21 protein-coding genes and 1 tRNA gene are annotated in these 23,580 nt (G+C 66.7%); 8 read left to right on the top strand and 14 right to left on the bottom strand.

Translation table 11 applies throughout. The annotated features are described in order from the left end of the window. Positions 1 to 33 precede the first annotated feature (33 nt). The 5 genes from A4249_RS01695 (at position 34) to A4249_RS01715 (ending at position 2,669) form a co-directional block, all read left to right on the top strand. Entirely contained in the window at positions 34 to 795 is a 762-nt protein-coding gene (locus A4249_RS01695) for an SDR family oxidoreductase (protein ID WP_066550388.1), read from the top strand. A gap of 3 nt (positions 796 to 798) precedes the next feature. Next, positions 799 to 1,197 (top strand): dihydroneopterin aldolase, encoded by a 399-nt coding sequence (gene folB / locus A4249_RS01700; RefSeq protein WP_197458431.1) that lies wholly within the window; start codon positions 799 to 801, stop codon positions 1,195 to 1,197. An 82-nt stretch (positions 1,198 to 1,279) separates the two neighbouring features. After that, positions 1,280 to 1,936, top strand: a complete 657-nt coding sequence (locus A4249_RS01705; protein ID WP_066550390.1) for a hypothetical protein — start codon at positions 1,280 to 1,282, stop codon at positions 1,934 to 1,936. 10 nt (positions 1,937 to 1,946) lie between these two features. Beyond that, complete coding sequence (locus tag A4249_RS01710; protein ID WP_066550392.1) at positions 1,947 to 2,330, top strand: hypothetical protein; 384 nt, start codon at positions 1,947 to 1,949, stop codon at positions 2,328 to 2,330. 54 nt (positions 2,331 to 2,384) lie between these two features. Next, complete coding sequence (locus A4249_RS01715; protein ID WP_082854005.1) at positions 2,385 to 2,669, top strand: GNAT family N-acetyltransferase; 285 nt, start codon at positions 2,385 to 2,387, stop codon at positions 2,667 to 2,669. A 42-nt stretch (positions 2,670 to 2,711) separates the two neighbouring features. On the opposite strand, the gene A4249_RS01720 is transcribed toward A4249_RS01715, so the two are convergent. From A4249_RS01720 to msrA, 6 genes are all read right to left on the bottom strand, one after another. Next, positions 2,712 to 3,698 (bottom strand): SDR family oxidoreductase, encoded by a 987-nt coding sequence (locus tag A4249_RS01720; RefSeq protein ID WP_066550395.1) that lies wholly within the window; start codon positions 3,696 to 3,698, stop codon positions 2,712 to 2,714. Positions 3,699 to 3,776: 78 nt separating this feature from the next. Beyond that, complete coding sequence (locus A4249_RS01725; protein ID WP_039248149.1) at positions 3,777 to 4,094, bottom strand: hypothetical protein; 318 nt, start codon at positions 4,092 to 4,094, stop codon at positions 3,777 to 3,779. A gap of 112 nt (positions 4,095 to 4,206) precedes the next feature. Continuing rightward, a complete protein-coding gene (gene mdoH / locus A4249_RS01730; RefSeq protein ID WP_066550397.1) occupies positions 4,207 to 6,171 on the bottom strand; it encodes a glucans biosynthesis glucosyltransferase MdoH in 1,965 nt (654 codons plus the stop codon). A 153-nt stretch (positions 6,172 to 6,324) separates the two neighbouring features. After that, on the bottom strand, positions 6,325 to 8,172 hold the full coding sequence (locus A4249_RS01735; protein WP_231868746.1) for an acyltransferase family protein: 1,848 nt from the start codon (positions 8,170 to 8,172) through the stop codon (positions 6,325 to 6,327). An 86-nt stretch (positions 8,173 to 8,258) separates the two neighbouring features. Further along, a complete protein-coding gene (locus A4249_RS01740; protein ID WP_082854006.1) occupies positions 8,259 to 9,581 on the bottom strand; it encodes a VOC family protein in 1,323 nt (440 codons plus the stop codon). Positions 9,582 to 9,652: 71 nt separating this feature from the next. Continuing rightward, the gene (msrA, locus tag A4249_RS01745; RefSeq protein WP_066550400.1) at positions 9,653 to 10,303 is read right to left on the bottom strand and encodes a peptide-methionine (S)-S-oxide reductase MsrA; all 651 of its coding nucleotides are present in this window, start codon (positions 10,301 to 10,303) and stop codon (positions 9,653 to 9,655) included. 139 nt (positions 10,304 to 10,442) lie between these two features. Between msrA and A4249_RS01750 the strand changes: the two genes are divergently transcribed. Further along, positions 10,443 to 10,532: transfer RNA gene (locus tag A4249_RS01750), tRNA-Ser, on the top strand. 402 nt (positions 10,533 to 10,934) lie between these two features. On the opposite strand, the gene A4249_RS01755 is transcribed toward A4249_RS01750, so the two are convergent. From A4249_RS01755 to A4249_RS01775, 5 genes are all read right to left on the bottom strand, one after another. Beyond that, positions 10,935 to 12,521, bottom strand: coding sequence for a recombinase family protein (locus tag A4249_RS01755; protein ID WP_066550402.1), 1,587 nt, complete (start codon positions 12,519 to 12,521; stop codon positions 10,935 to 10,937). Further along, entirely contained in the window at positions 12,521 to 12,910 is a 390-nt protein-coding gene (locus A4249_RS01760) for a DUF2924 domain-containing protein (protein WP_066550403.1), read from the bottom strand. The genes A4249_RS01755 and A4249_RS01760 overlap by 1 nt, the downstream gene beginning before the upstream one ends. After that, positions 12,907 to 13,347, bottom strand: a complete 441-nt coding sequence (locus tag A4249_RS01765; protein ID WP_066550406.1) for a DUF3489 domain-containing protein — start codon at positions 13,345 to 13,347, stop codon at positions 12,907 to 12,909. Before A4249_RS01765 ends, A4249_RS01760 begins: the two co-directional genes overlap by 4 nt. 134 nt (positions 13,348 to 13,481) lie before the next feature. Then, positions 13,482 to 13,664, bottom strand: coding sequence for a hypothetical protein (locus tag A4249_RS01770; protein WP_156494593.1), 183 nt, complete (start codon positions 13,662 to 13,664; stop codon positions 13,482 to 13,484). 80 nt (positions 13,665 to 13,744) lie between these two features. After that, the gene (locus tag A4249_RS01775) at positions 13,745 to 13,951 is read right to left on the bottom strand and encodes a helix-turn-helix domain-containing protein (protein WP_066550412.1); all 207 of its coding nucleotides are present in this window, start codon (positions 13,949 to 13,951) and stop codon (positions 13,745 to 13,747) included. Between the two features lie 197 nt (positions 13,952 to 14,148). Here A4249_RS01775 and A4249_RS01780 point away from each other — a divergent pair, with 197 nt between their 5' ends. Further along, positions 14,149 to 14,949: a hypothetical protein gene (locus tag A4249_RS01780; RefSeq protein ID WP_156494595.1), complete on the top strand. Its 801-nt coding sequence runs from the start codon at positions 14,149 to 14,151 to the stop codon at positions 14,947 to 14,949. Here A4249_RS01780 and A4249_RS01785 read toward each other — a convergent pair. From A4249_RS01785 to A4249_RS16460, 3 genes are read right to left on the bottom strand one after another with little or no spacing between them, the layout of a single operon-like run. Then, a complete protein-coding gene (locus A4249_RS01785) occupies positions 14,946 to 15,446 on the bottom strand; it encodes a DUF5681 domain-containing protein (RefSeq protein WP_156494597.1) in 501 nt (166 codons plus the stop codon). The two genes, A4249_RS01780 and A4249_RS01785, sit on opposite strands and share 4 nt — an antisense overlap. After that, positions 15,443 to 16,792, bottom strand: a complete 1,350-nt coding sequence (locus A4249_RS01790; RefSeq protein WP_197458432.1) for a site-specific DNA-methyltransferase — start codon at positions 16,790 to 16,792, stop codon at positions 15,443 to 15,445. Before A4249_RS01790 ends, A4249_RS01785 begins: the two co-directional genes overlap by 4 nt. Beyond that, on the bottom strand, positions 16,789 to 17,223 hold the full coding sequence (locus tag A4249_RS16460) for a hypothetical protein (protein ID WP_156494599.1): 435 nt from the start codon (positions 17,221 to 17,223) through the stop codon (positions 16,789 to 16,791). The genes A4249_RS01790 and A4249_RS16460 overlap by 4 nt, the downstream gene beginning before the upstream one ends. Before the next feature lie 740 nt (positions 17,224 to 17,963). On the opposite strand from A4249_RS16460, the gene A4249_RS01805 reads away from it, so the two are divergent. After that, complete coding sequence (locus A4249_RS01805) at positions 17,964 to 23,498, top strand: hypothetical protein (protein ID WP_156494601.1); 5,535 nt, start codon at positions 17,964 to 17,966, stop codon at positions 23,496 to 23,498. Positions 23,499 to 23,580 lie beyond the last annotated feature (82 nt).

Consider the following 23,580-nt stretch of genomic DNA (forward strand, 5'->3'; position numbering starts at 1 on the left):
TGGCGGCGTTCAACGTGTTCGAGTTCGGTCGGGTTGACTGAGGCGGCTGCTCGCTCTGAGCGGGGCGTCGCCCTGGTCACGGGCGGGGCGCGGCGGATCGGGCGGGCCATCTGTCTGAAGCTGGCCCAGGCCGGGTTCGACGTGGCGATCCATCATCATGCGTCGGGCGACGACGCCCGGACCCTGGCCGACGAGATCGCGGGCCTGGGACGGCGCGCGTGCCTGTTGCAGGCGGACCTGACGGACGAGGCCAGGGTGCGGGCGCTGATCCCCGCGGCGGTCGAGGCGCTGGGGCCGGTCAGCGTGCTGGTCAACAACGCCTCGGTGTTCGAGGACGACCGGATCGGCGAGCTGACGCGCGACAGCTGGGACCTGCATCTCGACACCAATCTGAGGGCGCCGATCGTTCTGGCCGAGGCGTTCGCGGCGCAAGCCGTCGAGGGCGCCATCGTCAACCTGCTGGACCAGAAGGTGCTGAAGCCGGATCCGCGCTTCTTTTCCTACAGCCTGTCGCGGAACGGCCTGTGGTGGGCGACCCAGACCCTGGCCCAGGCGCTGGCGCCGGGCATCCGGGTCAATGGGGTGGGGCCGGGGCCGACCCTGCCGTCCATCCACCAGACACCCGAAGAATTCGCCGCCGAGGCGCGCGCTACCCTGCTGGAAACGCCCGGCAGCCCCGAGGCGGTGGCCGAGGCGGTGCTGTGGCTGATTGACGCCCGGATGGTCACCGGCCAGATGATCGCCGTCGACGGGGGCCAGCATCTGGCCTGGCGCACCCCCGACATCCAGGAGTAGCGCGTGGTTTCCTCTCCTCTGGCGACGCCGGCTCCGGCGGACGATCGGCTGCGTTTCGAGCGGCTGAGCGTGTTCGTGCGCGGGCTGGAGGTCGAGGCCGGGATCGGGGTCTATGACCATGAGCAGGGGCGGCTGCAGCGGCTGGTGATCGATGTGACGCTGGAGCTAGCGCCACGCCCCATCGAGCGGCTGGGCGACACCATCAACTATGAAACCGTGGCCGACGCCGCGCGCGCCATCGCCGCAGAGGGACATGTGGGGCTGGTGGAAACCTTCGCCGAACGGCTGGCGCGGGCGTGCCTGGAGGACGGCCGGGTACAGCGGGCCACGGTGCGGATCGAAAAGCCCGGCGCCCTGGCGGCGGTGGCGGCGCCGGGCTGCGAGATCGTGCTGGGGCGGTAAGGGCGGTTGCTTCGCGCCGCGCCGACCGCCATTGTCGTCGGCAGATTCCAGCCGGGCGTCCGGCGTGACAGAAGCGTTGTTCATGGCCGAACCCGGCGATCCGAAAGACCCAGCGGCGCCCCGCGATCACGACCACGATCATGACGCCGAGGTCGGCTTCGTCTCGCCTGCGTCGCTGGCGGGCCGTGCGCGCGAGCGCCAGCCGGAGCCGTTTACCGCCGAGGAGCGCGAACCAGACCTGTTCGACCCGCCCGAGCCGGGGCCTTTCGACCGGTCTGGCCCGACGACCCGGCCGACGGCGCCGTTTCCGCCCCGCTCCGAGCCGACGCCTGTCAAGGCCGAGCCGGCGCCCGCCGTGCGCGCGGTGCACCAGCGTCTAACGGCCGAGGCCGCGCCGCGCCGCGAAGGACCGGTCGTGCCGATGCGGCTGTATGCGATCTATGTGCTGATCCTATTGGCGGTGCCGACGCTGGGCGTGTCGTGCCTGGTCGCGCTGCTGGCGGTGATGCGGCGCGACGGGGCGACGGATCAACTGGAGCACAGCCACGCCGTCTATCAGCAACGCACCATCGTGGGCGCCGTCGGGGCGGCGGTCGTCGGAGCCCTTCTGATCGTGGTCAACATCGGCGTGCTGGTGCTGTTCGCCCTGGCGATCTGGGTTCTGGCGCGCGGCGCGTTCGGGGTGCTGAAACTGAAGAGCGGACAGGCCGTTCCTCACCCCCGCAGCCTGTTGTTCTGAAGGACCGACGATGACGAACGAACCCCATTTCATCGCCGGGCAGCCGTCCGAGGGCAAGGTCGGGGCGCTGATCGCCTGGGCCCTGTTCATCCTGTCGATCCCCAGCGCCAATGTGCTGGTTCTGATCGGGCTGGTGGTGTCCTATGTCACGCGCGGGACGGCGACTGGCGTGGCGCGCCAGCATGTCGAGGCGCAGATCCGGCTGTTCTGGTCGGTCTTCTGGTGGACCATCGCGGCCTGGATCGGGATCTTCGTCAGCGCCCTGGCGTCGGTGGTGCTGATCGGCATTCCGTTCCTGCTGCTATTCCTGTTGGTCTGGTTCCTGCTCAGCGTCTGGTTCACGATCAAGAGCGTGATCGGCCTGCTGAACCTGCTGAACGACAAGCCGATCTGACGCTGACGGAACGTCCCGACGGCCTTGGCGGTTGATCCGTCAAAGGAGAATCCGATGGGACAGTTCAAGGATGTCGAAGGCGATAACCGGTTCGAACAGGCGTTCGACGACGACAAGGGCGCGGGCCTGGTCTGGGCCGACTATGCCGTAAAGGGCGATGCCCGCATCATCCTGCATGTCGAGGCCGAGTCGTCGCTGCGCGGGTCGGGCGCGGCTGGGCGGTTCATGCAGTCGCTGGCCGATCATGCGCGACAGACGGGACTGAAGCTGTTTCCCCGTTGCAGCTACGCCGTCGCCTGGCACAAGCGGCATCCGGATTACGACGACGTATTGGCCTAGGAAAATGCCGCCGCCCCGCGATCGCAGGGCGGCGGTTTCGGTTCAGCCGCCGGCGTAGCCGCCGATGATCGGCAGGATCTCGCCGGTGATGAAGCTGGACATCTGGGGCGAGGCCAGAAAGACGTAGGCGGGCGCGATCTCTTCGGGCTGGGCCGGGCGTTTCATCACCGTGTCAGCGCCGAACTTTGAGGTCGCCTCGGCATCCTTGTCGGCGGGGTTCAGCGGGGTCCAGACCGGGCCGGGGGCGACGACGTTCACGCGGATGCCGCGCGGCGCCAGATGCGTGCCCAGCGAACGGGCGTAGGCGTGGATGCCGCCCTTGGTCAGCGAATAGTCCAGCAGATCCTTGTTGCCCATCAGACCGGTGACCGAGCCGGTCATGACGATGGCGCCGCCGGCCTTCATGTGCGGGACCGCCGCCTTGGTCATGTTGAAATAGCCGTAGAGATTGGTCTTCAGCGTGCGGTCGAAATGCGCGTAGGTCAGGTCCTCGAAGGCGGGGACGTGTTCCTGGAAGGCGGCGTTCGGGACCAGGACGTCCAGCCGGCCGAAGGCGTCGAGCGTGGCCTTGACCGCCATCTCGGCGAAAGCGGGGTCCGAAACATCGCCCTTCAGCACCACGGCGCGGCGACCCTCGGCCTCGACGGCGGCCTTGGTGGTTTCGGCGTCGGCGTCTTCGTCCAGATGGCAGATGACGACGTCGCAGCCCTCGCGCGCGAACAGGACGGCGACCGAACGGCCGATGCCGGAATCCGCGCCGGTGATCAGGGCGGCGAACCCGTCCAGCTTGCCCGAACCCTTCCAGAAGGGCGCATCATAGAGGGGCGCGGGATCTAGCGCGGCCTCGTCACCCGGCTTGGTCTGGTGTTGTTTCGGGAAGGGCGGTTCGGGGTAGGGGCGGGCGCCGGCCTGCATCGCGCCGGACGGTTTGTCATCGCCGGACGCCTTGTCCCGGGCGTCGATGTCGCGCTGGATGGCGCGTTCCTGATCGGCGATGTCTTCGGCGCGCGCCTGGGTCCGGTCGTCCATGAATGTCGTCTCCTGAAGATGGGGTCTTCAGGAAAGCGGACGGGCGGGCGCGTCGTTCCGAACGCTCCGCTTCGGTTTTCAGCCGACGCGGTGGACGATGGTCTTGATGGTTTCGGCCTTGGTCGGCAGATCGGCGGCGAGGCGCGAGGCGATCTCGCGCGCGCCGACCGGATAGGCGTCGCCGCCGTCCGCGATGGCCTTGGCCTTGGCGGCGGCTTCGAGCAACAGCTTTTCCAGACCTTCGATCTCTTCCAGAGCCAGGGCGTGGGCTTCGAGCTGGAGGCGTTTGACGCGATCGGCGGTGGTTTCAGGCGCTTTCATCAGGTCGTAGATCTCGGCCTCGGCCGCGACGAGCCGCAGGTCAGGCTTGGCGTCGGAACCGGTGGATTTGGCCATGGAATCAGGTCTCCCCGCAAAGGTCAGGGGAGTAGAGTGCGGCCGATTGGCGTTTTCGTCGAGCGCCGCAGTAGCGGTTGTGGCGGCACTGTGGCCGCCACGCATCGGTCGATTACCGCTCGGGCGCGCGGGCCGGGACCATCGCAGGCGCAGCCACAGGGGCCAGGACGCCGCCGGCGACCGCACGCAGCGGCGAGCGCGGCGTGTGCAGGACGGCCGGCGAGACGCTGACGCCGTCCTGAACCGGGGTGACCAGATAGCCCTTGGCGGCCAGTTTGTCGCCCGAGCGGACGCGCGACGTCCAGACGGTGATCGGCGCGGCCAGCAACAGGGGCAGGACGATCGGGGCGAACCAGGTCGCCAGGTCGGGACGAACGGCCAGCGGGATCAGGAAGCCCACGCCGGCGATCATCTGCCAGCGCATGGCGCGGAAAGCGTCCGACCAGGCCAGGCCGTCGGCCTCGCGCTGCTGGGTCGACCAGCCGGTGTCGTGGCCAGAGACGATCTGGATGAAAGCCTTGGTGTTGGCGACCATCAGGATGGGGGCCAGGATGGCCGACAGGGCGATCTCGGCCGCCATGCCTTTGGCGATGGCGCGACGGCCGCCGAAGGCGCGCAGCTCGGCCGGACGGCTGAGGACCAGGGCGGCGCCCATGAACTTGGGCCCGATCAGCAGCACGCCGGACAGGAAAGAGGCCAGCATGAAGGGCGTGAACTGGGGGTTCAGGATGTAGAAGAAGCTGGTCCAGTCGACCGGATAGAACATCTGGATGAACAGGCCGACCATCAGCGACGCCAGCCACAGGGGCGACGACAGGTAGGCCATGCAGCCCATCAGCAGCTGAAGGCGGCTCATCGGCGACAGGCCCTTGGCCGTGATCAGGCCCAGGTGCTGCAGGTTGCCCTGGAACCAGCGGTGGTCGCGGCGGATGAAGTCGGTGATCGACGGCGGGGTCTCTTCCCACGATCCGTCCAGCGAGGCGGTGACGTGGACGGCCCAGCCGGCGCGGCGCATCAGGGCGGCCTCGACGACGTCATGGCTCATGATGTGACCGCCGAAGGGCTTCCTGCCCTTCAGGTGCGGCAGGCCGCAGCAGGCGGCGAAGGCGCGCGTGCGGATGATGGCGTTGTGGCCCCAGTAGCTGGATTCCGAACCGGTCCAGTAGGCCAGGCCGGCAGCGGCGACGCGGCCGTACAGGCGCACCGAATACTGCGACACGCGCGCGAAGATGGTGCGGCCCTTGATGATGACCGGGGCGGTCTGGATCAGGCCGACGCCGGGGTTGCGCTCCATGGCGTCGACCATGCGCAGCAGGGTCTCGCCGGCCATGGTGCTGTCGGCGTCCAGGACGATCATGTTCTCATAGGCGCCGCCGAAACGACGGACCCATTCGGCCAGGTTGCCGGCCTTGCGCTCGGCATTGTCGGTGCGGCGACGATAGAAGGCCTTGGAGTTGGCGGCCAAACGGAACGCCTGGAAGACCGAACGCTCGGCGGCGGCGGTGTCTTCCTTGGTCGAGTCGCTCAGCACAAAGATGTCGAAGGCCGACGAGGCGCCCAGACGCGCCAGGCAGGAATCGATCTGCGACAGGCGCGCGAAGGACGAACGGGCGTCCTCGTTGTACAGAGGCATCAGCAGGGCGGTGCGGGTGCGCGGCATCGGCGGATGCGGCGAGAAGGCGAGGTCCGCCTGATCCTTGCCGCGCAGCATGACGAACAGACCCATCAGGCCGCTGACGAACCAGCAGGAGATGGCGGTGATCAGGACCATGAACAGGCCGAAGGCCAGGATCTCGGTGCCGTCCCAACCCTTGCGGGCATAGAGGTAGAAGGGGGTGATGGCGGACAGGCCGGTCAGGACGATGGTGCCGGCCAACAGGGCCAGGCGGCGCGTCGCGACCGTGCGCGGCGAGGTCGCGGGCGTCACGTCGGCGACGGCGTCGGGCGCGGACAGGGACTGGACCGGCATGGCCAGCGGCGCCTCGTCGGGCAGCCACGACCAGCTAGGCGTTTGCGCGCCGCGGATCGTCGTCTCGATTTCAGCCTGTTCGACAGGCCGGATCGCCAGCTTGTTCATGCCGCTCTGGACGCCCCCGAGTGAACCGGATGCCGTCCCGAGGGCTGGGGACGACGCGGAGTGCTGCACTGCAACACGGGCTGCATAATCGATCACATTCGCGCGATTTTCAATCACGCAATGTTGATGAAACCAAAAAATGTGGGGGTGAAGTCAGGCCGGAATGTCGAACGAGGCGGCAGCCGGGCGACCGTGCGGCGACTCCGTGGCGACCGACAGCAGTTTACGGTCCAGGACCCAGGCTGCAACCCCCACCCAGCAGACCAGAACGATGGCGTAGAGCCGCTCCCACCAGCCGACGTTGGCGTCATTGACCGTGCCGGGGAAGACGAGGTGCTTGGTCAGGACCGTCAGGATCGCCATGACGACGAAGGTGACGACGAGGAAGAGCTTCAGGCGCGGCACGTCCCGGCGTTTGGCCAACCCCCACAGCAGCAGCATCGGCGCCAGCTGGATGCCCAGGGCCAGGTTGATGATCATGTGGCGTGGATCGGGCCAGGGCCACAGGGTCGAGGCCGACATGCCGCCGCCGGCCAGGATGAAGACGATGGCGATGACCCAGGCCGCGACCCGCGCGCCGGTCAGAGCGTAGATGGCCAGGCCGAAGCCGATCCCCGCCAGCCCGGCCATGACGCCGGCGACGAAAACCCCGCCGTTGAAGATGATCGGCGCCTTGGCCGTCGCCCCGCCCAGTTCGCTCAGATACTGGGTCGAATTGTTGAAGCCGGGGTAGGCCAGGATGGCCACGGCGACCACCGTCAGGGCCAGAAGCGGGGCCGCGACGCCAACGCCCAGCAGACGACGACGGCGGTCATAGCGAAGCTGCGGCTTCAGCAGGGCCTGAAGGTCCAGCGGCCAGGGCCGGCCGTCCAGCGGCTTCAGCCCCCACAGGGGGCGAATGGCCGGGATGCGACGCACGACCTCATAGATCGCCAGACTGCCGACGAAGGTGACGGCGATCAGGGACAGCAGTTCGACCGGCGCCGGCAGGTTGGCCGGGCGGATGATCCAGACGGCCGCGACCAGCACCGTCTGGTGCGCCAGATAGAGGGGGAAGGTGGCCTGGGTCAGATAGTTGAGCGCAGGGCCGCCCCGGTCGCGCAGATGGCGATAGCCGAAGCCTAGGATGGCGACGATCACCGCCCATTGGTCGATGCCGTACACGGCGGCCTTGGGCACGCCCCAGAAGGCCCGCGCGCCGGGATGCCAGACCTGGACCATCATGATCGGCAGGGCGACGGCCGCCAGGGCCAGAGCGATCCAGCGATACCGCTCCATCGTGCGCCAAAGGCTCTCGCGCCCCATGATGCTGAAGCCAAACAGGAAGGCGACCAGCGACAGGGCGTGGTTGTACCAGTCGTTGTGCAGGGTGTTGGTCAGGCCGAACCAGGGAAACAGCAGCCACCGGATGGCGAAGAGATAGAGGATCGGCAGGATCAGCAGACGCGGGCCGGTCAGCGCCTTTTCCAGCCCGTTGCCCAGCCGGTCGATCAGGCCGGGCTGGCGCCACAGAACCACGGCGACCAGGCTGTAGACGGCGATATAGACGATGAACCACAGATGGTTGACCGGCACGCCGTCGGCGAGACCGCTCCAGCCGAACTCATGGCCCAGCCAGGCGATGAAGCCGGCGACGCCGCCCGGCCAGCCGCCCTTGTCCATTGACTCGATCCACGACTGGATCGGCACCAGAACCAAGGCGCCGAAGATCAGAGGCGGGACCAGCCGCTCGAACCGGGCGCGGGCGACCTCGCGCGGGGTGCGCCGGAACGTCATGAACCGCAGGGCGGCGCCCGACACCAGAAACAGCAGGGTCAGCCGCCAGGGATTGGTGACCAGGATCGCCTCGCGCATCCACTCGAAGGTGTGGGCGCTGTGGATGTGCCAGTCATAGACTCCGTAGACCAGGCCCACATGATACAGGATCAGCAGGCCGAAGGCGCCGACCCGGATCCAGTCGAGATCGTAACGGCGCTGGGTCGGGGAAGCGGACGGGTTCACGGCCGCGTCTATGATCCGCGTCTGCGCATCAGGCAAGACGCCGGATGGACGCGGGGCGCCGCCCGCCCTGCATACCGGCGAACGGACTAGACCGTCTCCGTCAGGCCCAGGGCCTTCAGCGTCGCTGTGATCGAGGCGTCCTGTTCGGCGCGGTACAGGGCCATCTCGTCCTGGACCGGGCGGCCCAGCGCCTGTTCGAAATCGGCCTTGGCGGGATCGACGGCGTAGGCGGTTTCGCGGGCCTCCGAGCCCAGGTTGGACTGGAAGATGCCGGCGGCGCTGACGGGCAGGAAGTCTTCGTAGGTGATGGGTTCGGCGACGACGTGGCCCGAGGCGATCAGGGCGTCCAGATCGGCGGCCTCGGCGCGTGCGGCGAGACCCTCAGGCGTCGCGCGATAGCGGAACCAGGCGAGGTCTGCGCGGCGCAGGGCGTCCCAGTCGTCGGGCAGGGCGGAGAAGTCCTTCTTCGCCAGGGCCTCGTCATACAGGGCGCGACCGGCGGGGGTCAGTGCGCAGCCGCGCTGTTCGATCTCGCCGAAGCGGGCGGTGTGGGCGCCCGCCGTGGGGCCGTCGGCGCCGGGGAAGGTGATCGCCTCTTGCAACGCCTTGAAGCTGGTCTGGCGAAGCAGGATGGGACAGGCGCGGGCGGGCGGACCCTCGATGGTTTCCTTCGGGCTGATGCCGCGTGCGGGCATGGCGGCCTGGGCCGCGTCGATATCCAGCGTGCGCGGCGTCAGATGGTTGATGTGCGGACCCTTGAAACTGACCACATCCGCGATCAGTCGGTGGGCGGCGACCAGCCGTTCATAGGTCTCGGCGCTTACGGTCGCCTGGGCGTGCCAGCGGAAGGTCTCCAGCAGTTCGGACACGAAACGATCGGCCTGAGCCTCGTCCAGACCGCCGGCGGCCTCCGCCGTCTCGATCAGCTCACGCGCGCCGGGGGTGAAGATGTCGCGGCGGGCCAGGGTCTCGGCCGCTTCCGCGCGCAAGGCTTCGTCCTCGATCAACTCCAGCCGCAGCAGCGAGGTGAAGACCCGGAACGGATTGCGCGCCAGGGCCGCCGGATCTACGGGGCGGAAGGCGGTCGAATGCACCGGCACCCCTGCGGGGGCCAGGTTGTAATAGCTGACCGGCTCCATCCCCATGACCGCAAAGGCGCGCGCAATCGTGGCCAGTTCATCGGCCGTGCCGACACGGATGGCGCCGTGGCGTTCCTCCGACAGACGCGCCAGTTCGCCGGACGCCGCCAGCCCGTCCGCACCGCCCGCATCCGCCTTCAACGTCTGCGCATTGACGAACGCCACCAGCGTGAGCAGGTCGCTGTATTGCGGCACTTCGGCCCGGTACATGGCGGACAGGGCGGCCGAAAACCGGCTGCGGATCTCGTCAGGATGGACGAAGGCGGACATGAGCGCTCCCATTTTTCGCCGATCCATAGGCCGACTGGCCGCCGGTTGAAACCCGGCGGCCGTCGCATAGGTCAGGCGTCGACGCCGACCCCGATGGGGCAGACCACGCCGGTTCCGCCGATGCCGCAGTATCCGGCCGGGTTCTTGGCCAGATAGCCCTGGTGATAGCCCTCGGCGTAGAAATAGTCGCCCGCCGGCTCGATCTCGGTGGTGATCGTCCCGCGCCCGGCCTGCGTCAGGGCGGCCTGATAGGCGTCGCGAGAGGCTTCCGCCTCCGCCTGCTGCTCGGCGTTCAGCGTATAGATGGCCGAACGATAGGTGGTGCCGATGTCGTTGCCCTGGCGCATGCCCTGGGTCGGGTCGTGGTTCTCCCAAAAGGCCTTGAGCAGTTCGGCGTAGGTAATGACGCTCGGGTCGAACACGACCTTGACCACCTCGGTATGACCCGTCCGGCCGGTGCAGGTCTCTTCATAGGTCGGGTTGGGCGTCAGACCGCCGGAATAGCCGGCCGAGGTCACCCAGACGCCCGGCAACTGCCAGAAGATGCGCTCCACGCCCCAGAAACAGCCCATGCCGAAGATGGCGGTTTGGAAACCGTTGGGATAGGGCCCCTTCAGCGGGTTGCCGCTGACATAGTGGTTCACATCGGTGTCCAGCGGCTCGGCGCGGCCGGGCAGGGCGGTTTCGGGCGTGGGCATTTCGGCAGTCTTCTTGAACAGCATTTGCGGCTCCCTCATCGGAAAATGACGTTGAAGTCCATATGGGGATGCGAGAGGCGCTTGCCGAGGGGGCGAGGGTGTTCTATCAGGCCCGCCTCCCGCCGGATCGACCTCCGGCGGCGCGCAAGACGCAGCGTGAAACGGACAGGTGGCGGAGTGGTCGATCGCGCACGCTTGGAAAGCGTGTGTAGGTGAAAGCCTACCGAGGGTTCGAATCCCTCTCTGTCCGCCACGCACCCCAGCAACTCCTCTTGCTCTGCGTACCGACCTCTAAGCTTGCGAGAGCTGGCGGCTTTTCCTACCCATCGTGAACCGCCATCGGCAGTTTTCCGGGCATTCCACGCGTTTCGCGGCGGCTCGGCGATGCGTGTCTCTGCGCGCTTTTGGCCGCACCCGGTTTCGTCGCAAAAGCCTCTTTCACCTGTTATGTAGATTTGTGGCGGGTCCGAGTCGTCGCCGATTTGCGCTCCAGGACAGTCATGTCACGGACAGCGCGCGTCTTTTTCGCTCTTTCGTCGGCCTGAACGCCGCTAGAATAACAGGCTAGGAACAGGCCCTGTTATCTGATGGATCAGGGCCTGTTTGTCCGCCGAACAGGCCCTGTTTGATGCTTCATCAGGACAGTCGTTAGCCCTCAGTCCAGTTGGAAGCCCAACTGCTCTCGTTGGTCGGTCCAGGACATCGGGATCTCCCGGTCCCGGAGGGACTGCAGCGTCAATCCGACCGGCTGGCGGCCGTCCATGATCGTCGCCTGAATGTCGGGAGCCAGGAAGGCGAGGGGGACCAGCCGTCGCAGATAGCTGTCGTTGATGCCGACGACGTCACGCCAAGATGTTGCGTTGGGCGCCGCCGCGTTGACCCCGGCCTTGGCGAGTTCCGCGTGGGCGCGGCGGAGAGCCGCGATCAGGATCCGATCCGGTCGGCGACGCGGCGCGCTCGGTCGAGCGGATTCCAACCAGGCCCGCCCAGATCGGTGCTTGAGCACGACCGGCACGTTGAGCGTGATCGAACCATCCGCCGCGACGGGAGGCAGCGGGCATACGGCGCGCGCGGCGGCCTCGATCGCCAAGCCGATAGAGACCCGCTCGGCATGGACCTGCACTCGGGTGATCAGCGGACGCAATTCCGGCCAAGGCGCGGTCGGCTGGCCGATCAGATCGCGCAGGGTTTCGGCGACGAGTTGTTCAACCGGCGCGGCGGCGATGCGATGGAGCCCATCCGGCGGCAAGTCTGAACGTCTAGCGCCCTGCTGAGTGGAGGCGGTGACGTAGTAGCGCCATCGACCTTCGCCTCGACTGGCGGTGACGGGGCTCATAGGGGCGCCATGCGCGTCGCTGATCAACCCGGTCAGCACGGCCGGAGATCGTTTGGCGCGGGCCTGCCTCGGAACGACCTGCCTGGCCAGCGCGGCCTGCACGGCATCGAATAGGGACCGATCCAGGATCGGCGGATGCAGCCCCGGCCAGACGCGCTCGCCGTGAACGATCTCGCCGACGTACAGCCGGTTGCGCAGCAGGTGAAAGACCGCGCCCCGACTGAAGGGCCGCCCCCCGGTGGTGTTGCCCGCTTTCGAGGTGCGCACGCGCGAGACGATGCCGGCCGCCTTCATCTCGCGTTCCAGGGCATGGACCGAGCCGAGCTCCAGATATCGAGCATGACACCAACGAACGGTTTCCGCTTCGCTGGGTTCGATTTTCAAGCTGCGACCGTAAGGGAGATAGCCGAAAGGCGCGTTGCCGCCCATCCACATACCCTTCTTCTTGGAGGCCGCGATCTTGTCGCGGATGCGCTCGCCGGTGACCTCCCGCTCGAACTGGGCGAAGGACAGCAGGACGTTCAGCGTCAGCCGACCCATGGAGGTGGTGGTGTTGAAGGCCTGCGTCACCGAGACGAAGCTGACATTGCACCGGTCGAACCGCTCGACGATGCGAGCGAAGTCCGACAGGGACCGCGTCAGCCGGTCGACCTTGTAGACGACAACCACGTCGATCCGGCCCGCCTCGATGTCCGCCAGCAATCTCACCAGGCCCGGACGGTCCATGTTGCCGCCCGAGAAGCCGCCGTCGTCATAGCGGTTCGCCAGCTCCAGCCAGCCCTCGCCCTTCTGTGAGGCCACATAGGCCGAGCAGGCCTCGCGCTGGGCGTCCAGGGAGTTGAAGTCCTGCTCCAGACCCTCCTCGGTGCTCTTGCGCGTATAGATGGCGCAGCGAGAAGGCTTCATCAGCTTGGCCTCAAGCCGAAGAACCTGGGACCATTCCAGCGCGCCCCCGTAATCTCGAAGGCGATCGGCGAGAGGCTTTTGAACCGGCGGCCGTTCCAGAGATAGCCGCCGTCCACCACCTCCACCTCATGACGCTGGCCGCGCCACTCGCGGATGATCCGACCGCCATGCTCCAGCCCCTCGCCCACGCGGCCCTGGCCCCGAAGGCGTCGTCTTAGGCCCGGTTCGATGCCGCCATTGGCCTGGGTTTGTAGCCGCCAGGCCAGGCAACGCCGCAGGAGTTCCGGCGAGCGAAGACGGGGAGGGGCCCCGAAGCGCGCGCGCCACACCTCTCGAAGATCCCGCAGGCCCAGGCTTTCCAAAGCCCGCACCTCGTCGTCGATCGTCATTGGGTCGGCAACCGATACACGCGTCCGCCCTCGGCCGGTTCGGATACGACGACGAGGCGGTAGGTCTTTCGCAAAGCGCCCGCCAGGAAGCCGCGAACCGAGCGCGGCAGCCAGCCGGTCGCTTCCGAGATCTGATTGACGGTCGCGCCCTCTGGCCGGCGCAGCATCTCGATCACCGTGGCGGCCTTAGCGCCCGCGCGCGGTCGGGGCGAGGAAGCTGGGTCATCTTGCTGGTCGCTGCCCTCCGGCAGTCCAGCGCCAACCCGGCCCGTCGGGGTCAGGTGGAAAACACCATCGCGTTCCTCGACTAGGTTCAGGGACGCGAGGACGGCGGCGCTCTTGCGGGGCGGTCCCTTGATGGCGAGGCCGGCGTCGGTGGCCCCGGCAAGTCTGGCGATCAGCGCTTCCTGGGCTGGGGTGAGATTTAAGTCGGTCATGTCGAGCGTCCTGTCGGGCGCGGCGGGGGTCGCCGCACGACGGGAAGCCCCGCTCGCGCCTCGGCTTCGGGGACGCTGGCGACCGCGTAGCCAGCGCCGACCACAACGCTCCGTTCGGAACCGAAGTCCAGCGCCTAGGAGGCTGCTGTCGCCATATTGCGGACCAAAGCTTCGCCCGCGCGGGCGAGCGTGACAATGTCCTCGGCAGTTCGACCCAGCAGGCGCAGCCTCGGCCCCTGATCCGCCTCTGGAGCCAGCACGGCCGTATCAGCTATGTGAATGCCAAGGTCCGAGATCGCCATCACGATCTGGTTCAAGGCCTCGTCAGCAACTTGATAGTTCATCATGTGCGGAGAAGGACATCGGCGGCCCTGTTCCGTCCACCTACGACGAGACTCTACTCGTCCAGCAGGACGCCGATTGTGATCTCGAAAGCCCGGGCAACCTTCTCCACGGTGACGATCGAGGACACTTTGGTGGCGCGTTCGATCTGCGACACGAACGTCCGATGCACGTTGGCTCGATAGGCCAGCTCTTCCTGCGACCAGCCCTTCTCGCGTCTCAGCGCCTTCACGCGCGTGGCCAGTCGCTTCTGGATCTCCATGGTCCAGACAGAGGCTCGGGCGCAGCCTTGTCATCTACAGCCTAATCATCTCGTTTCGACTTGATGGGCTGGGATTTCCATGGCTCATCGCGCCCATGGAGATGAGTAGTCTGCAGATCGATCCGTGGGCCTCCGGCGCGAGTGTCGAGAGGGAGAAACTGTTCGAACGTCAGCTCATCGGGGAGATTGTCCGCCGCATGCTCCTGCGGGGACGCCGCTGCGAAGTGCTCAGGGCCGAGTTCGATGCGTCCGGGCATGATGTCCTGCTCGAGAGCGACGGGGTGTCGAGGCATGTTCAGCTCAAGGCCATGCGCGGCGACGGTCGTCGCATGGATGTGAACATCCACACCGCCCTGGCCGCCAAGCCCTCGGGCTGCGTGATCTGGATGCTGGTTGATCCGGCCAGCCTAACGACGAGCGGGTTTCTCTGGTTCGGCGGCCGGCCGGGTGAGCCCTTGCCGCCCCTGGGCGACAGGGTGGTGAAACACACGAAGGCGAATGCCGACGGCCTAAAGACCGAGCGACCCGGTCTGCGTGAGGTTCGGCGTTCGCGGTTCGAGAAGCTCCAGGACATCGACCAACTGATCGAGCGCCTGTTCGGCACGGTGATCGAACGTGATGTCCTGCGGCTCAAGCGACATCTGCGCCAGCAGCCGCTTGTGCCAGCCGACGGCCCGGCCTGGATGGCCCATCTGCAAGCCGGTCGTTTCGAGGCGTTTCCGGAACGACTGGATGATGACGGCCAGATCGCTCTGGCGCATCTGGTCGATGGTTACGCGCTCATGGGCCTCAGCGGACCAGCGGAGGCCAGCGCCGTCGTCGCCCCAGTGCTGGTGGCGCTGGATACCGCCGACGGGATTCTCCCCTCCAACCTATGGGCGGCGATGTTTCTCGAACACCGCCGCCTGAGGTTCGAGGGGAGGGAGCCAAATGAGCAGGAAGCCGCCGCGCTTCGTCACATGGCCGATCGATTGCGCCATAGTCTCTTGGCCTGCTAGACCTTAGGCTCCACCGAAATCTTACGGTTTCGCCACTTTTCTTCCTTCGCGCCCGCCAACCGCATCCACTGGTCTTCTGGCACTTCGTAGTGGATCACGCCGCCGCGACGCTGGGAAATCTGCGATTCAAGGTGGTCGACCAAGATTTCGAGACGAGCGTTTTCCCTAAGTAGATGCCTGTGCAGCTCGGTCAGTTCCCCATGGATACCGGCCGCCTCGGCGTGCTTCTCGAGGAAGGCCTTGGCCGATGGAGCGTGACCCGAAGCCCCTTTGCGGCCGAGCGCTATCATGTTGGCCCGAACGAGACTGATCTCATCGATTTTTCCCGTCGCCTTATCGACCATTGGCACCGTCATGGCGCCAACCTCGAGCATCGCGAGGCGATAGCCCGCCGTGGTGTTGTGCGTCATTCGGCGCTTGGAAGGTCGACCGCTTGGATTGCCCGACCGGCCCTTTTCGAAACGACCACTCTTCTTGGCTTTAGTCCGCTCCATCATGCTGCCTCCAGCTCGAGGGCCACATCGGCCAACGCGTTCATCTCCGCCCGGCGACGCTCGGCCACCTCGGCGAAGGTCTCGCCCGAGGCGTCCAGCACCGCCGACTTGCCGGTCAATTGTTCCCACCGACGGATCGCCACCTCGCAGTACGTGGGTTCGTACTCGATCAGCCGGGCCCGCCTCCGGGTCTTCTCGGCGGCGATCAGCGTCGAGCCCGATCCGCCGAAACAGTCGAGCACCAGATCACCGCGCCGCGACACGTCCTTGATCGCGTCCATGATCAACGGCGCGGGCTTCACCGTTGGGTGGAACTGAAGCTCCGACGCGCGCCCCGTCTTGCGCACGCCTCGGCAGTCCCAGATATTCGTCCGGTTTCGGCCGTGCTTGCCCAGCTCGACATTGTTCAGATAGGCCGCGTCACCGACCTTCCAAGCGAACACAAACTCGTGCTGGCTGCGATAGAAGGTGCCCATGCCCGCCTGGTCCTTTGCCCAGACGCACACGTTCAGCAGTTCGGAGTAGACGCGCCGGCCAGCCGCCATCATCTCCTCGATATGCCTCCAGTCCATGCACTGATAATGGACGGCGCCGTCGACGCTCACATCCGCCGCGTTCCGGAAAACCGTCGCCAGGAAGTCCGTGAACTGGGCGGGGCTCATCTCGCCGGAAGCCATGGCGAACTCGGCGTGCTTTACCTTACCCAAGCCGCCGACGAAGCCATCGATCGGTACGTTATATGGCGGATCGGAGAACACCATGCGGGCTCTGTCGTCCCCCATCAAGACGGCGAAGTCCTTGGCCTCCCGAGCATCCCCGCACAGGAGCCTGTGTCCGCCGAGCCGCCAGAGATCGCCGCGCTCCACCGTCTCGGTGACGCGCTTCTTGTCGGGGGTCGCATCCAGCTTCGCCTGCTGCGCGGTTTGCCCCTCGAGCAAGACGTCGATCTCCCCGGTCGAGAACCCGGTCAGGTCGAGATCGAAACTGACCAGGGCATCCAACTCCTTGAACTCAATGGCCAGAAGCTCCTCATCCCACCCCGAGTTGAGCGCGATCTTGTTGTCCGCGATCGCGTAGGCTCGCAGCTGTTCCTCGGTCAGGTGAGACAACGGCAGGGTAGGGATTAACGCCAGTCCCAAGGACTTGGCCGCCTCGACACGGCCATGTCCGGCGACGATCCGACCCTGGTCGTCCGTCAGCACCGGCTGGGTGAAGCCGAACTGCCGGATAGAAGCCGCGATCTGGGCGATCTGTCTTTGGGAATGCGTCCGGGCGTTGCGCTTGGCGGGTTTCAGCTCCGACGGCGCCCGAGACACGAGCTGACCGTCAATCTCTGTCGGCGCGGTCACTTCTCGAGATCCGACAATAGGGTCCGCGCAAGGGCGGCCTCCGTCGGAGACGACTTGGCGATCGCCTCGTGAAGCTGCTTCGCCGCCTTCTCCTTGGTCAGTAGCCGCAGCTCGCCGGGCGAGCCGAGCATGACAAGCTGGTCAGCAGTCTTGATGCCCATCAGGTCCAACGCCTGCGGCGGAAGGATCATGCATCCGTTACGGTCGATAGCAATCATGTGTACATAGTCTCCCTGTTCGCTGACCGGCGGCTTCGCCACCACGGCGCGGCCATTAGCCCGGTCCCGAGCGATAACTGTGTACACATGATTAGCACTTATCGCAAGCAGTGTTGCGATTTCGGGTTTTGGCACGCCAAGCGCCACAAGTGCGCGGACTTTTTCAGCCTTTGTGGCCCCGCCAGAGACGACTTTCTCGACTTCGTTGCGCACGTCACACCTCGTTTAATCAATGTGTGATGTTCATAGGTTATCGCACGATAGATGTGAATGCTTTTGTGCGCTTAGCCGCTGGATCGCAGCGTCAGCACGGCCGAGGGTCTGAAAAGCGCCAGAAGGAGACATTAGCTGGAAGCCCGACAACAGACATTGCCTTAAGACCAGCTTAGCCTTTCCCCTACGGCCCGTCGGATAGCGAGACGTGGATTGCGTGTCGTTCAAAGCGCACCCAGATCGCCGCCTCAATTCGCGAATGGTGAGATCAGACCGCGCTCCTGCCCTTCAGGAACAACGGTGTACCACACGCGCGTGCCGAACGAATCGGGTACAGACTCCCGCGCGAAATGACCGACCCGACCTATCCCGCGCACCCCCTGCCTCTCGACGGCGTCGAGGCCCCCCGCTTTTTCGAGTGGAACACCGCGCCGGGCCGGTGGGAGCTGTTGTGCGGTCGGCTGCTGGATCGAGACCCCCGGTTCCGCGCCGCGGATCTGTTCGAATTGCGCGGCCTCAAACAGTACGGTCTGGACGCCCTGGCGGAGATCGAAGCCGGAGGTCAGGTCGGTCTGTCTGCGAAATGCTACGAAAGGGCCACGGCCTCGGAAATCCGGGATTGGTCCACGGACTTTCTCGAGGAATGGGAGACCTACTGGAAGGCGAGGGACGTTCGGACCTTCATCCTAGCCGTCGCGGCACCGAACATCACCAACGCCGCCAATCGTGATCAGATCGCGATGGAGAAGGCGCGCTTTGCGGCGTTGGGGATCGATTACGAAGTCTGGGGGCCGGAGCCCGTCTACGACCGGCTTCGCCCCCACGAAGACCTTGTCACGCGGTTTCTTGGGGACCCATGGCGCGCTGTGATCTTCGGGCCGCGCCTGCCGGCCGCCACAGCCGTCGACGCCGTCCTTCTTAGACAGCTAGATGCGACCCAGGGGGCGGTGGCGGAACAGGTGGCGGCGCGGATGTCGGACGCGCTGGAGCAGTTGTGGTCGGGAGAGAGCGCCGCTGTCGCCTCGATGCTTGAGGCAGTGAAGGGCGCCACGGTCTGGCCGTTCCTACCGGATCGGCTGAAGGCCACCGCGCTGCGCCTTTCCGCCAGGATCGCGATCGAGGAGGCGCGCCTCGGTGACGCGGAGACCGAGGCTGCTGCGGCGGCGTCGCTGTGGCCGACGGACAAGCTGATCGAAGCCAAGATCGTCCAGGCGCGGCAAGGTCCGGCTGCGGCGCTGGAGATGCTGGGGACGCCATCCGACGTCGATGCCCGTCAGTATCGCGCCAGCCTCAAGGTCGCGATCGGGGAGATGGACGAAGCCGACCGGCTGCTCGACGACCTGGGCGACATGCAGGACACCGCCGATCTTGATCGACTGCGGTCGTTTATCAGGCTCGGCCGGGGACAGTTCGACGAGGCCCTGAGTTTCGCCGAGGCCGCTGCGGCACGGGCACCCCGCCGACTATTGGTCCGGCTGGCGCTCGCTGTGGCGCGGTATGCCAGCGGACTCAGCCCGGCCATTCCGCCCATGTTCGCACTCGGCCCGAACGTCCCACCCATGGAGCTGGTCCGGCAGGACGGGGACAGCGTTGCGCGCCGAAGGGTCGCTCTTGACGAGTTCAAGGCGCTGGCCGGGACCCGGCTGGGGGATCAGGCCGGCTTGCGGGACTGGGTGCTTGCGGCTCTCTGTTGCACGCCGGCTGATCGGGCCGAGGCCGAGGCTCTTGTAGCGGCGCGTCTGGAGGCGGATCCTCTGGACCTGACGGCGCTGTATGCCGTCACCGCGCGGTCGTTCCCGACCGATGTTTCCGCCAGCCTGCAGGCCCTGACCGAACGTGTTGACGCGGGTGACGCGACCGACGGCCAGGTCCAGGCCTTCGTGCAACTCTCTATGCCGACCTCGACGCCGCCGGAGATCGCATCACGCCTCGAGGCGGCTCTGGATCATCTGTCGGGTGATGGCCTCGACGAAGCGAAGACTTTGATCAAACAGTTGCGCACCCCTGCCGTGCCCTTCGAACCCGCCGTCCGCGTCATCGACTGGCTGAACCAGGACCCGCCGGACCCTCGTGGTCTCGAACTGGCCGGCGATCTGGCGTCCGCCGGGCGATGGTCGGACCTCGTCCCGGTGCTCGACCGGCTCGACCATTTCAGGACGCCGACCTCCATCTCCCTCGTCGCCTATGCGATGCACCATGTCGCCAAGCCAGCCGAGGTCCTGGCCTTCATCGATGCGCATGTCGCCGACTATCCGGACGGCGTCCTGCCGCTGGACATGCGCAGGCTCAGCCTCTCCGCAATGAGCGACGTCAACGCGGCCGAGGCCACCCGGATCAGTCAGGCGCTGGTTCTGGAAACCGGCGTCGCCGAAGATCGGAAACATCTGGTGGGCCTCCTGCTGTCTGCGGGAACCGTGCAGACCGCCTTGCCTCACATCCGCCGCCTGTTGAATGACCAGGCGATCAGTCCCGGCGACGCGATCCGCTACTCGATCGCGACGGTTGGTGACGACGTCCTGCTCGCCCGGGCGCTCTGGCGACACGGTATGAAGCTGGGCGTCCCGGAGGCGTTGCTGCTGCATGCGCTGTCACAGGGCTACCGCTTGGGGCTCGACGATGAGGTGGCGCCCCTGATGCCCCGGATGGCGGCGCGCGCCCAAAGCGACGCCGGCGATGTCTGGATGATCGACGCCGCGGACCTGCCGGCCATGCTGACGCAGAGGCGGGACGAGATCGAAGACGTCAACACCAAACTGTTGGACGGGCTCGTGCCCATCCACCTGGCTCCGAGGGGCATCGTCGGCTCGCTGGTGGTCATCTATCGGCTCACGCCCACACCGACCTTCGGACCGCAGCCGCTCCTTCTCCTCCGCCACGGCTCACGCCCTGCAGAGATCGAGCCGCCGACGCCCTGGGACGACTGGCAGTTGGTCCTTGACCCGACCGCGCTGCTGATCGCCGATCAACTCGATCTGCTCGATCACCTCGAGGCGCTGACCCAACCGGTCCTGATCAGTCGAAACCTGCCCGATGTCCTCTACGGGTTCGAACAGGATGCGCCCCACGGGCAACCGGCCCGGGTCGAGGCGGCCAAGCAGCTTCTCGCCGCTGTGGGCGCCGGACGCCTCGGGGTAGCGACCGATGAACCCTCGACGGTCCGCGTCCGTCACGAGGTGGACGAGGGAGGCTCCGGTATCGCCCTAGGCGAGGTCGTCGATTTCATCGACGACCAGACACGGGGCGAGAGCGGCCTCCTCGCCGGTCAGGCCCTTTGCTTTTCGGAAGGGACCCTGGCGGCCCTGGCCATGAATGGGCGCCTCGAACCGGCGCTCGATCTGTTCCGGTGTGAAACGACCCGGAGCGATCTGGCGGCGGCGACGGCGGAAACCCAGGCGGCCGAGGAGGGTGACCGACTCGCCAGCCGCGTACGGGGGCTGCGAGAGCGGATCGCCGCCGGCATCGCGACCGGCCGATATCTCTTCCTGCCCGACCCGCCCGGTCTGCCCGCCGCGGAGACGGTCGACGATGAGGGAGATGAGGGAGATGAGTGCCAAGTCGAATCCGGCGGCGCTGAGCCCGAAGCGGAGCGCCCGCGCCGACGTACGCCGCTGGAGATGTGTCTCGTCAACAACTTGACCGCGTCAGACGGGCTCGGGCGTGTCGTCTGGATGGACGATCGGATGACGAGCGGATACCGGCGGACGCAGGAGAATCCGATCGTCACGACGCCGGATGTGCTCACGGCTCTCGTCGCCGCCGGGCGGCTGAGCGAAGAGGATCGGCGGCTGCGGCTCTTGAGCCTACGCCGGGGCGGTGCCGCCTTCATCCCGATGACCGCAGACGAGGTTCTTCCGCCGCTCGCCGCCGCGACGGTGCGAAACGGGCGCGTGGTCGAGACGGAGACCCTCACCGTGCTCAGGCGGAACCTGGCGTCGGCCCTCCGGCTGGATCGCCATCTCGCCATCGGCGGACGTGAAGGGCGCGCCGACGAGCAGGCCTTCATCAGCAGCACCCTGCGTTTGACCGAGGAATGTCTGCGGCGAATCTGGAGCGATATCACAATCACCCATGAGGACCGGGTCGCCCGGGCCGATTGGGTCTGGGAGAGCCTCCGGGTCGAACGCTGTGTGCGACCGCTCCCGGTCGATGCGCCGGGGGGGGGCGGCAACGGCTTGCTCGCCTCGGTCACGCTTGCCGGTCTTCTGTGTCTCGGGTCCCAGATCGACAACGGTTTATACGCCGAACGGCTCGAGCGTCGGAAGGCCTACATCGACTGGCTGGACCGACGGGCTCTCAAACCGCGAAGCGGACGCGGCAATGCGGAGTGGGTGCGACGCCTGTCGGAACAGTTCCGGTCGCTCTACGAAGCCACGTTCGAGATCGAGGTCGATCCCGAAGAGATTCCGCTCGTGCGCAAGCTGCGCAATGACGAGATCAACGCCTTGCCGAAGGAATTTCGCCGTCTGGTGCTGGATAAGCCTGACTTCGCGGAAATGGTCGGGATGACCTCGACGTTCACGACGACGGCCGGCCCGCACACCTTCGACAGCGCCCTCTTCTGGGCCGCCGTGGCCCGCGCCGTGAGAACCGGTCGGACCACCACTAGGTCCCGCGAGGGCGCGTCCATCGCCCTGAGTTGGACGGACGATCTGCTGAAGGTCGGCGAGAGCTCCCCGACATATATGGCGGTGCCGTTCGCGCAGGCTCTGGCCGGCAAAGGCGCGGAGCGACGACGCGCGATCCGAGCCCATATTTCAAGCCTCGAGCTGCCGGAGGTGCGCCGCAACGAAGCGATCGCCCAGGCCGCCAAGGCCACCTCCAACGTCGCACTCGTCCAAGCGATGACCGCCGCCCATGAGAGCGTGGTGGAGGCGCTTTACGAAGATATCGCGTCGACCCTCAACGGCGGCCGGGACTTCGCCCTGACGGTTCTGTTGCCGCCGCCCGCCAAGGCCGCCCTGCACGCCTTGCGGCTGGACGGGCCGGGCGCGCTCCCGGACCGGGCCCGTCTCGCCTGGGCGGAGCTCGCCGAGACCTTCGGCGAGGACCAGGCGTTGTTACGGCTGGGCGGGCTGCCTGTCGATCTAGCGGCGCTCGTGGGCGATCTCGAGCCGTCGTTCTCGCCGAGTCCCGTGTGTCTTGCGCATATGGCCGCTGGTCGATTGCGCGCCGGGGCCGAGCCCGACAAGGCGATCAGCGTCCTGTTCGCGCATACGGAGGATGCCCATGGATTGTTCATCGATCTGATCGAATGGACTCGAAGGGCCTACGCGAGCGACGTCGAATGGTTATCGGCGCCGCTGGATGACCAGCTCGCCCTCTGCTGGAGCCACGCCCACCGACTTCACACCATCCTGTCGTCCCTGACGGACGATTTCGCCCTGCTTCAGCAACGCTTCGCCGAGCGGCAGCCGGATCAGCCGTTCGAGCAGGAAGTCGCGGGAGGTCGCGCGTACCAATGCGATCGTGCGAGCGCAGGGCTGCTTCGGTCTTCAAGTCTGATCTACCGGGGCTTGGCCTATGTGTTCGGAGACACGGTGCCCTGGCTGGATCTTACCGCTGAGGTCCAGTCCGCCGTCGCCAGCCGCCTCATGGCGTCCGCGACAGACTCCATCGCGCCGGATGCCGGCGTCATGATCGCTGGGCCGACCAGCACCAACGCCATGGGGACCTGGCTCGACCTGGAACCTGTGGGTCTGCTCGATAAGCGCCTCGCCCCTACGGGCCTGCGCCAGCAGTATCTGAGGTCGGCGCTCGATGCGCTTGAGAGGACGCCAGATGATGTGGCGGCCTGGCGCATGGCCAGCCTCCTCGTTCGATCCGGCTGCGACGGCGAGGACGTAGACCGCTATCGCGCGGCTGTGCTCGCCGCGGACTTCGCCGCCTTGGGCACGAACGCCGAGGGACGGTCTCTCTGCCATGTGGCGATGGAGGGGTTCGCGGGGCTTCAGCCGCTGTCCGAATCGGAGCTTCTCGAACGGATACGCGCCATGGCCAGCGGCTGTGCAACGACCTGGCGAGGCGCCTTGCAACTCGGCGAGGAGGCGACGGACGCCGTGGTCACGCCGCTCGTCCTGACGCTGATATCCGGGGCGCGAGACGGCGATGTCGGGTCGACTTTGACGCGGCTTCATCGTGGAGCCCTGGCGGCGGCGCATGGCTGGCCTGCCCTCGCCGGCGTGTTCAGGATTCTATTTGATCGCTGGTACGGTCGATCGGCGCCATCAACCGACGCTCTCTGGTCCGCCTGTGTCGACTTCCGCGCCTGGCCCTGACGTCGTGCCTTTGATCGCGTAGCACTCGGAGGTCGCGCGGACCGCGACTAACGCTCAGGCCTGGCAGTGCCGCGTCGTCGGC

This window comes from Brevundimonas sp. GW460-12-10-14-LB2, assembly GCF_001636925.1.
GTDB lineage: Bacteria > Pseudomonadota > Alphaproteobacteria > Caulobacterales > Caulobacteraceae > Brevundimonas > Brevundimonas vesicularis.

Bases quoted from the DNA above. Each gene is read 5' to 3' on its own strand.
- A4249_RS01740 (WP_082854006.1), bottom strand. From the start codon at position 9,581: ATGTCCGCCTTCGTCCATCCTGACGAGATCCGCAGCCGGTTTTCGGCC.
- A4249_RS01775 (WP_066550412.1), bottom strand. From the start codon at position 13,951: ATGGAGATCCAGAAGCGACTGGCCACGCGCGTGAAGGCGCTGAGACGC.
- A4249_RS01715 (WP_082854005.1), top strand. From the start codon at position 2,385: ATGGGACAGTTCAAGGATGTCGAAGGCGATAACCGGTTCGAACAGGCG.
- mdoH (WP_066550397.1), bottom strand. From the start codon at position 6,171: ATGAACAAGCTGGCGATCCGGCCTGTCGAACAGGCTGAAATCGAGACG.
- A4249_RS01765 (WP_066550406.1), bottom strand. From the start codon at position 13,347: ATGACCGACTTAAATCTCACCCCAGCCCAGGAAGCGCTGATCGCCAGA.
- A4249_RS01780 (WP_156494595.1), top strand. From the start codon at position 14,149: ATGCTCCTGCGGGGACGCCGCTGCGAAGTGCTCAGGGCCGAGTTCGAT.
- A4249_RS01805 (WP_156494601.1), top strand. From the start codon at position 17,964: ATGGAGAAGGCGCGCTTTGCGGCGTTGGGGATCGATTACGAAGTCTGG.
- msrA (WP_066550400.1), bottom strand. From the start codon at position 10,303: ATGCTGTTCAAGAAGACTGCCGAAATGCCCACGCCCGAAACCGCCCTG.
- A4249_RS01785 (WP_156494597.1), bottom strand. From the start codon at position 15,446: ATGATGGAGCGGACTAAAGCCAAGAAGAGTGGTCGTTTCGAAAAGGGC.
- A4249_RS01725 (WP_039248149.1), bottom strand. From the start codon at position 4,094: ATGGCCAAATCCACCGGTTCCGACGCCAAGCCTGACCTGCGGCTCGTC.
- A4249_RS01710 (WP_066550392.1), top strand. From the start codon at position 1,947: ATGACGAACGAACCCCATTTCATCGCCGGGCAGCCGTCCGAGGGCAAG.
- A4249_RS01720 (WP_066550395.1), bottom strand. From the start codon at position 3,698: ATGGACGACCGGACCCAGGCGCGCGCCGAAGACATCGCCGATCAGGAA.
- A4249_RS01760 (WP_066550403.1), bottom strand. From the start codon at position 12,910: ATGACGATCGACGACGAGGTGCGGGCTTTGGAAAGCCTGGGCCTGCGG.
- A4249_RS01755 (WP_066550402.1), bottom strand. From the start codon at position 12,521: ATGAAGCCTTCTCGCTGCGCCATCTATACGCGCAAGAGCACCGAGGAG.
- A4249_RS01705 (WP_066550390.1), top strand. From the start codon at position 1,280: ATGGCCGAACCCGGCGATCCGAAAGACCCAGCGGCGCCCCGCGATCAC.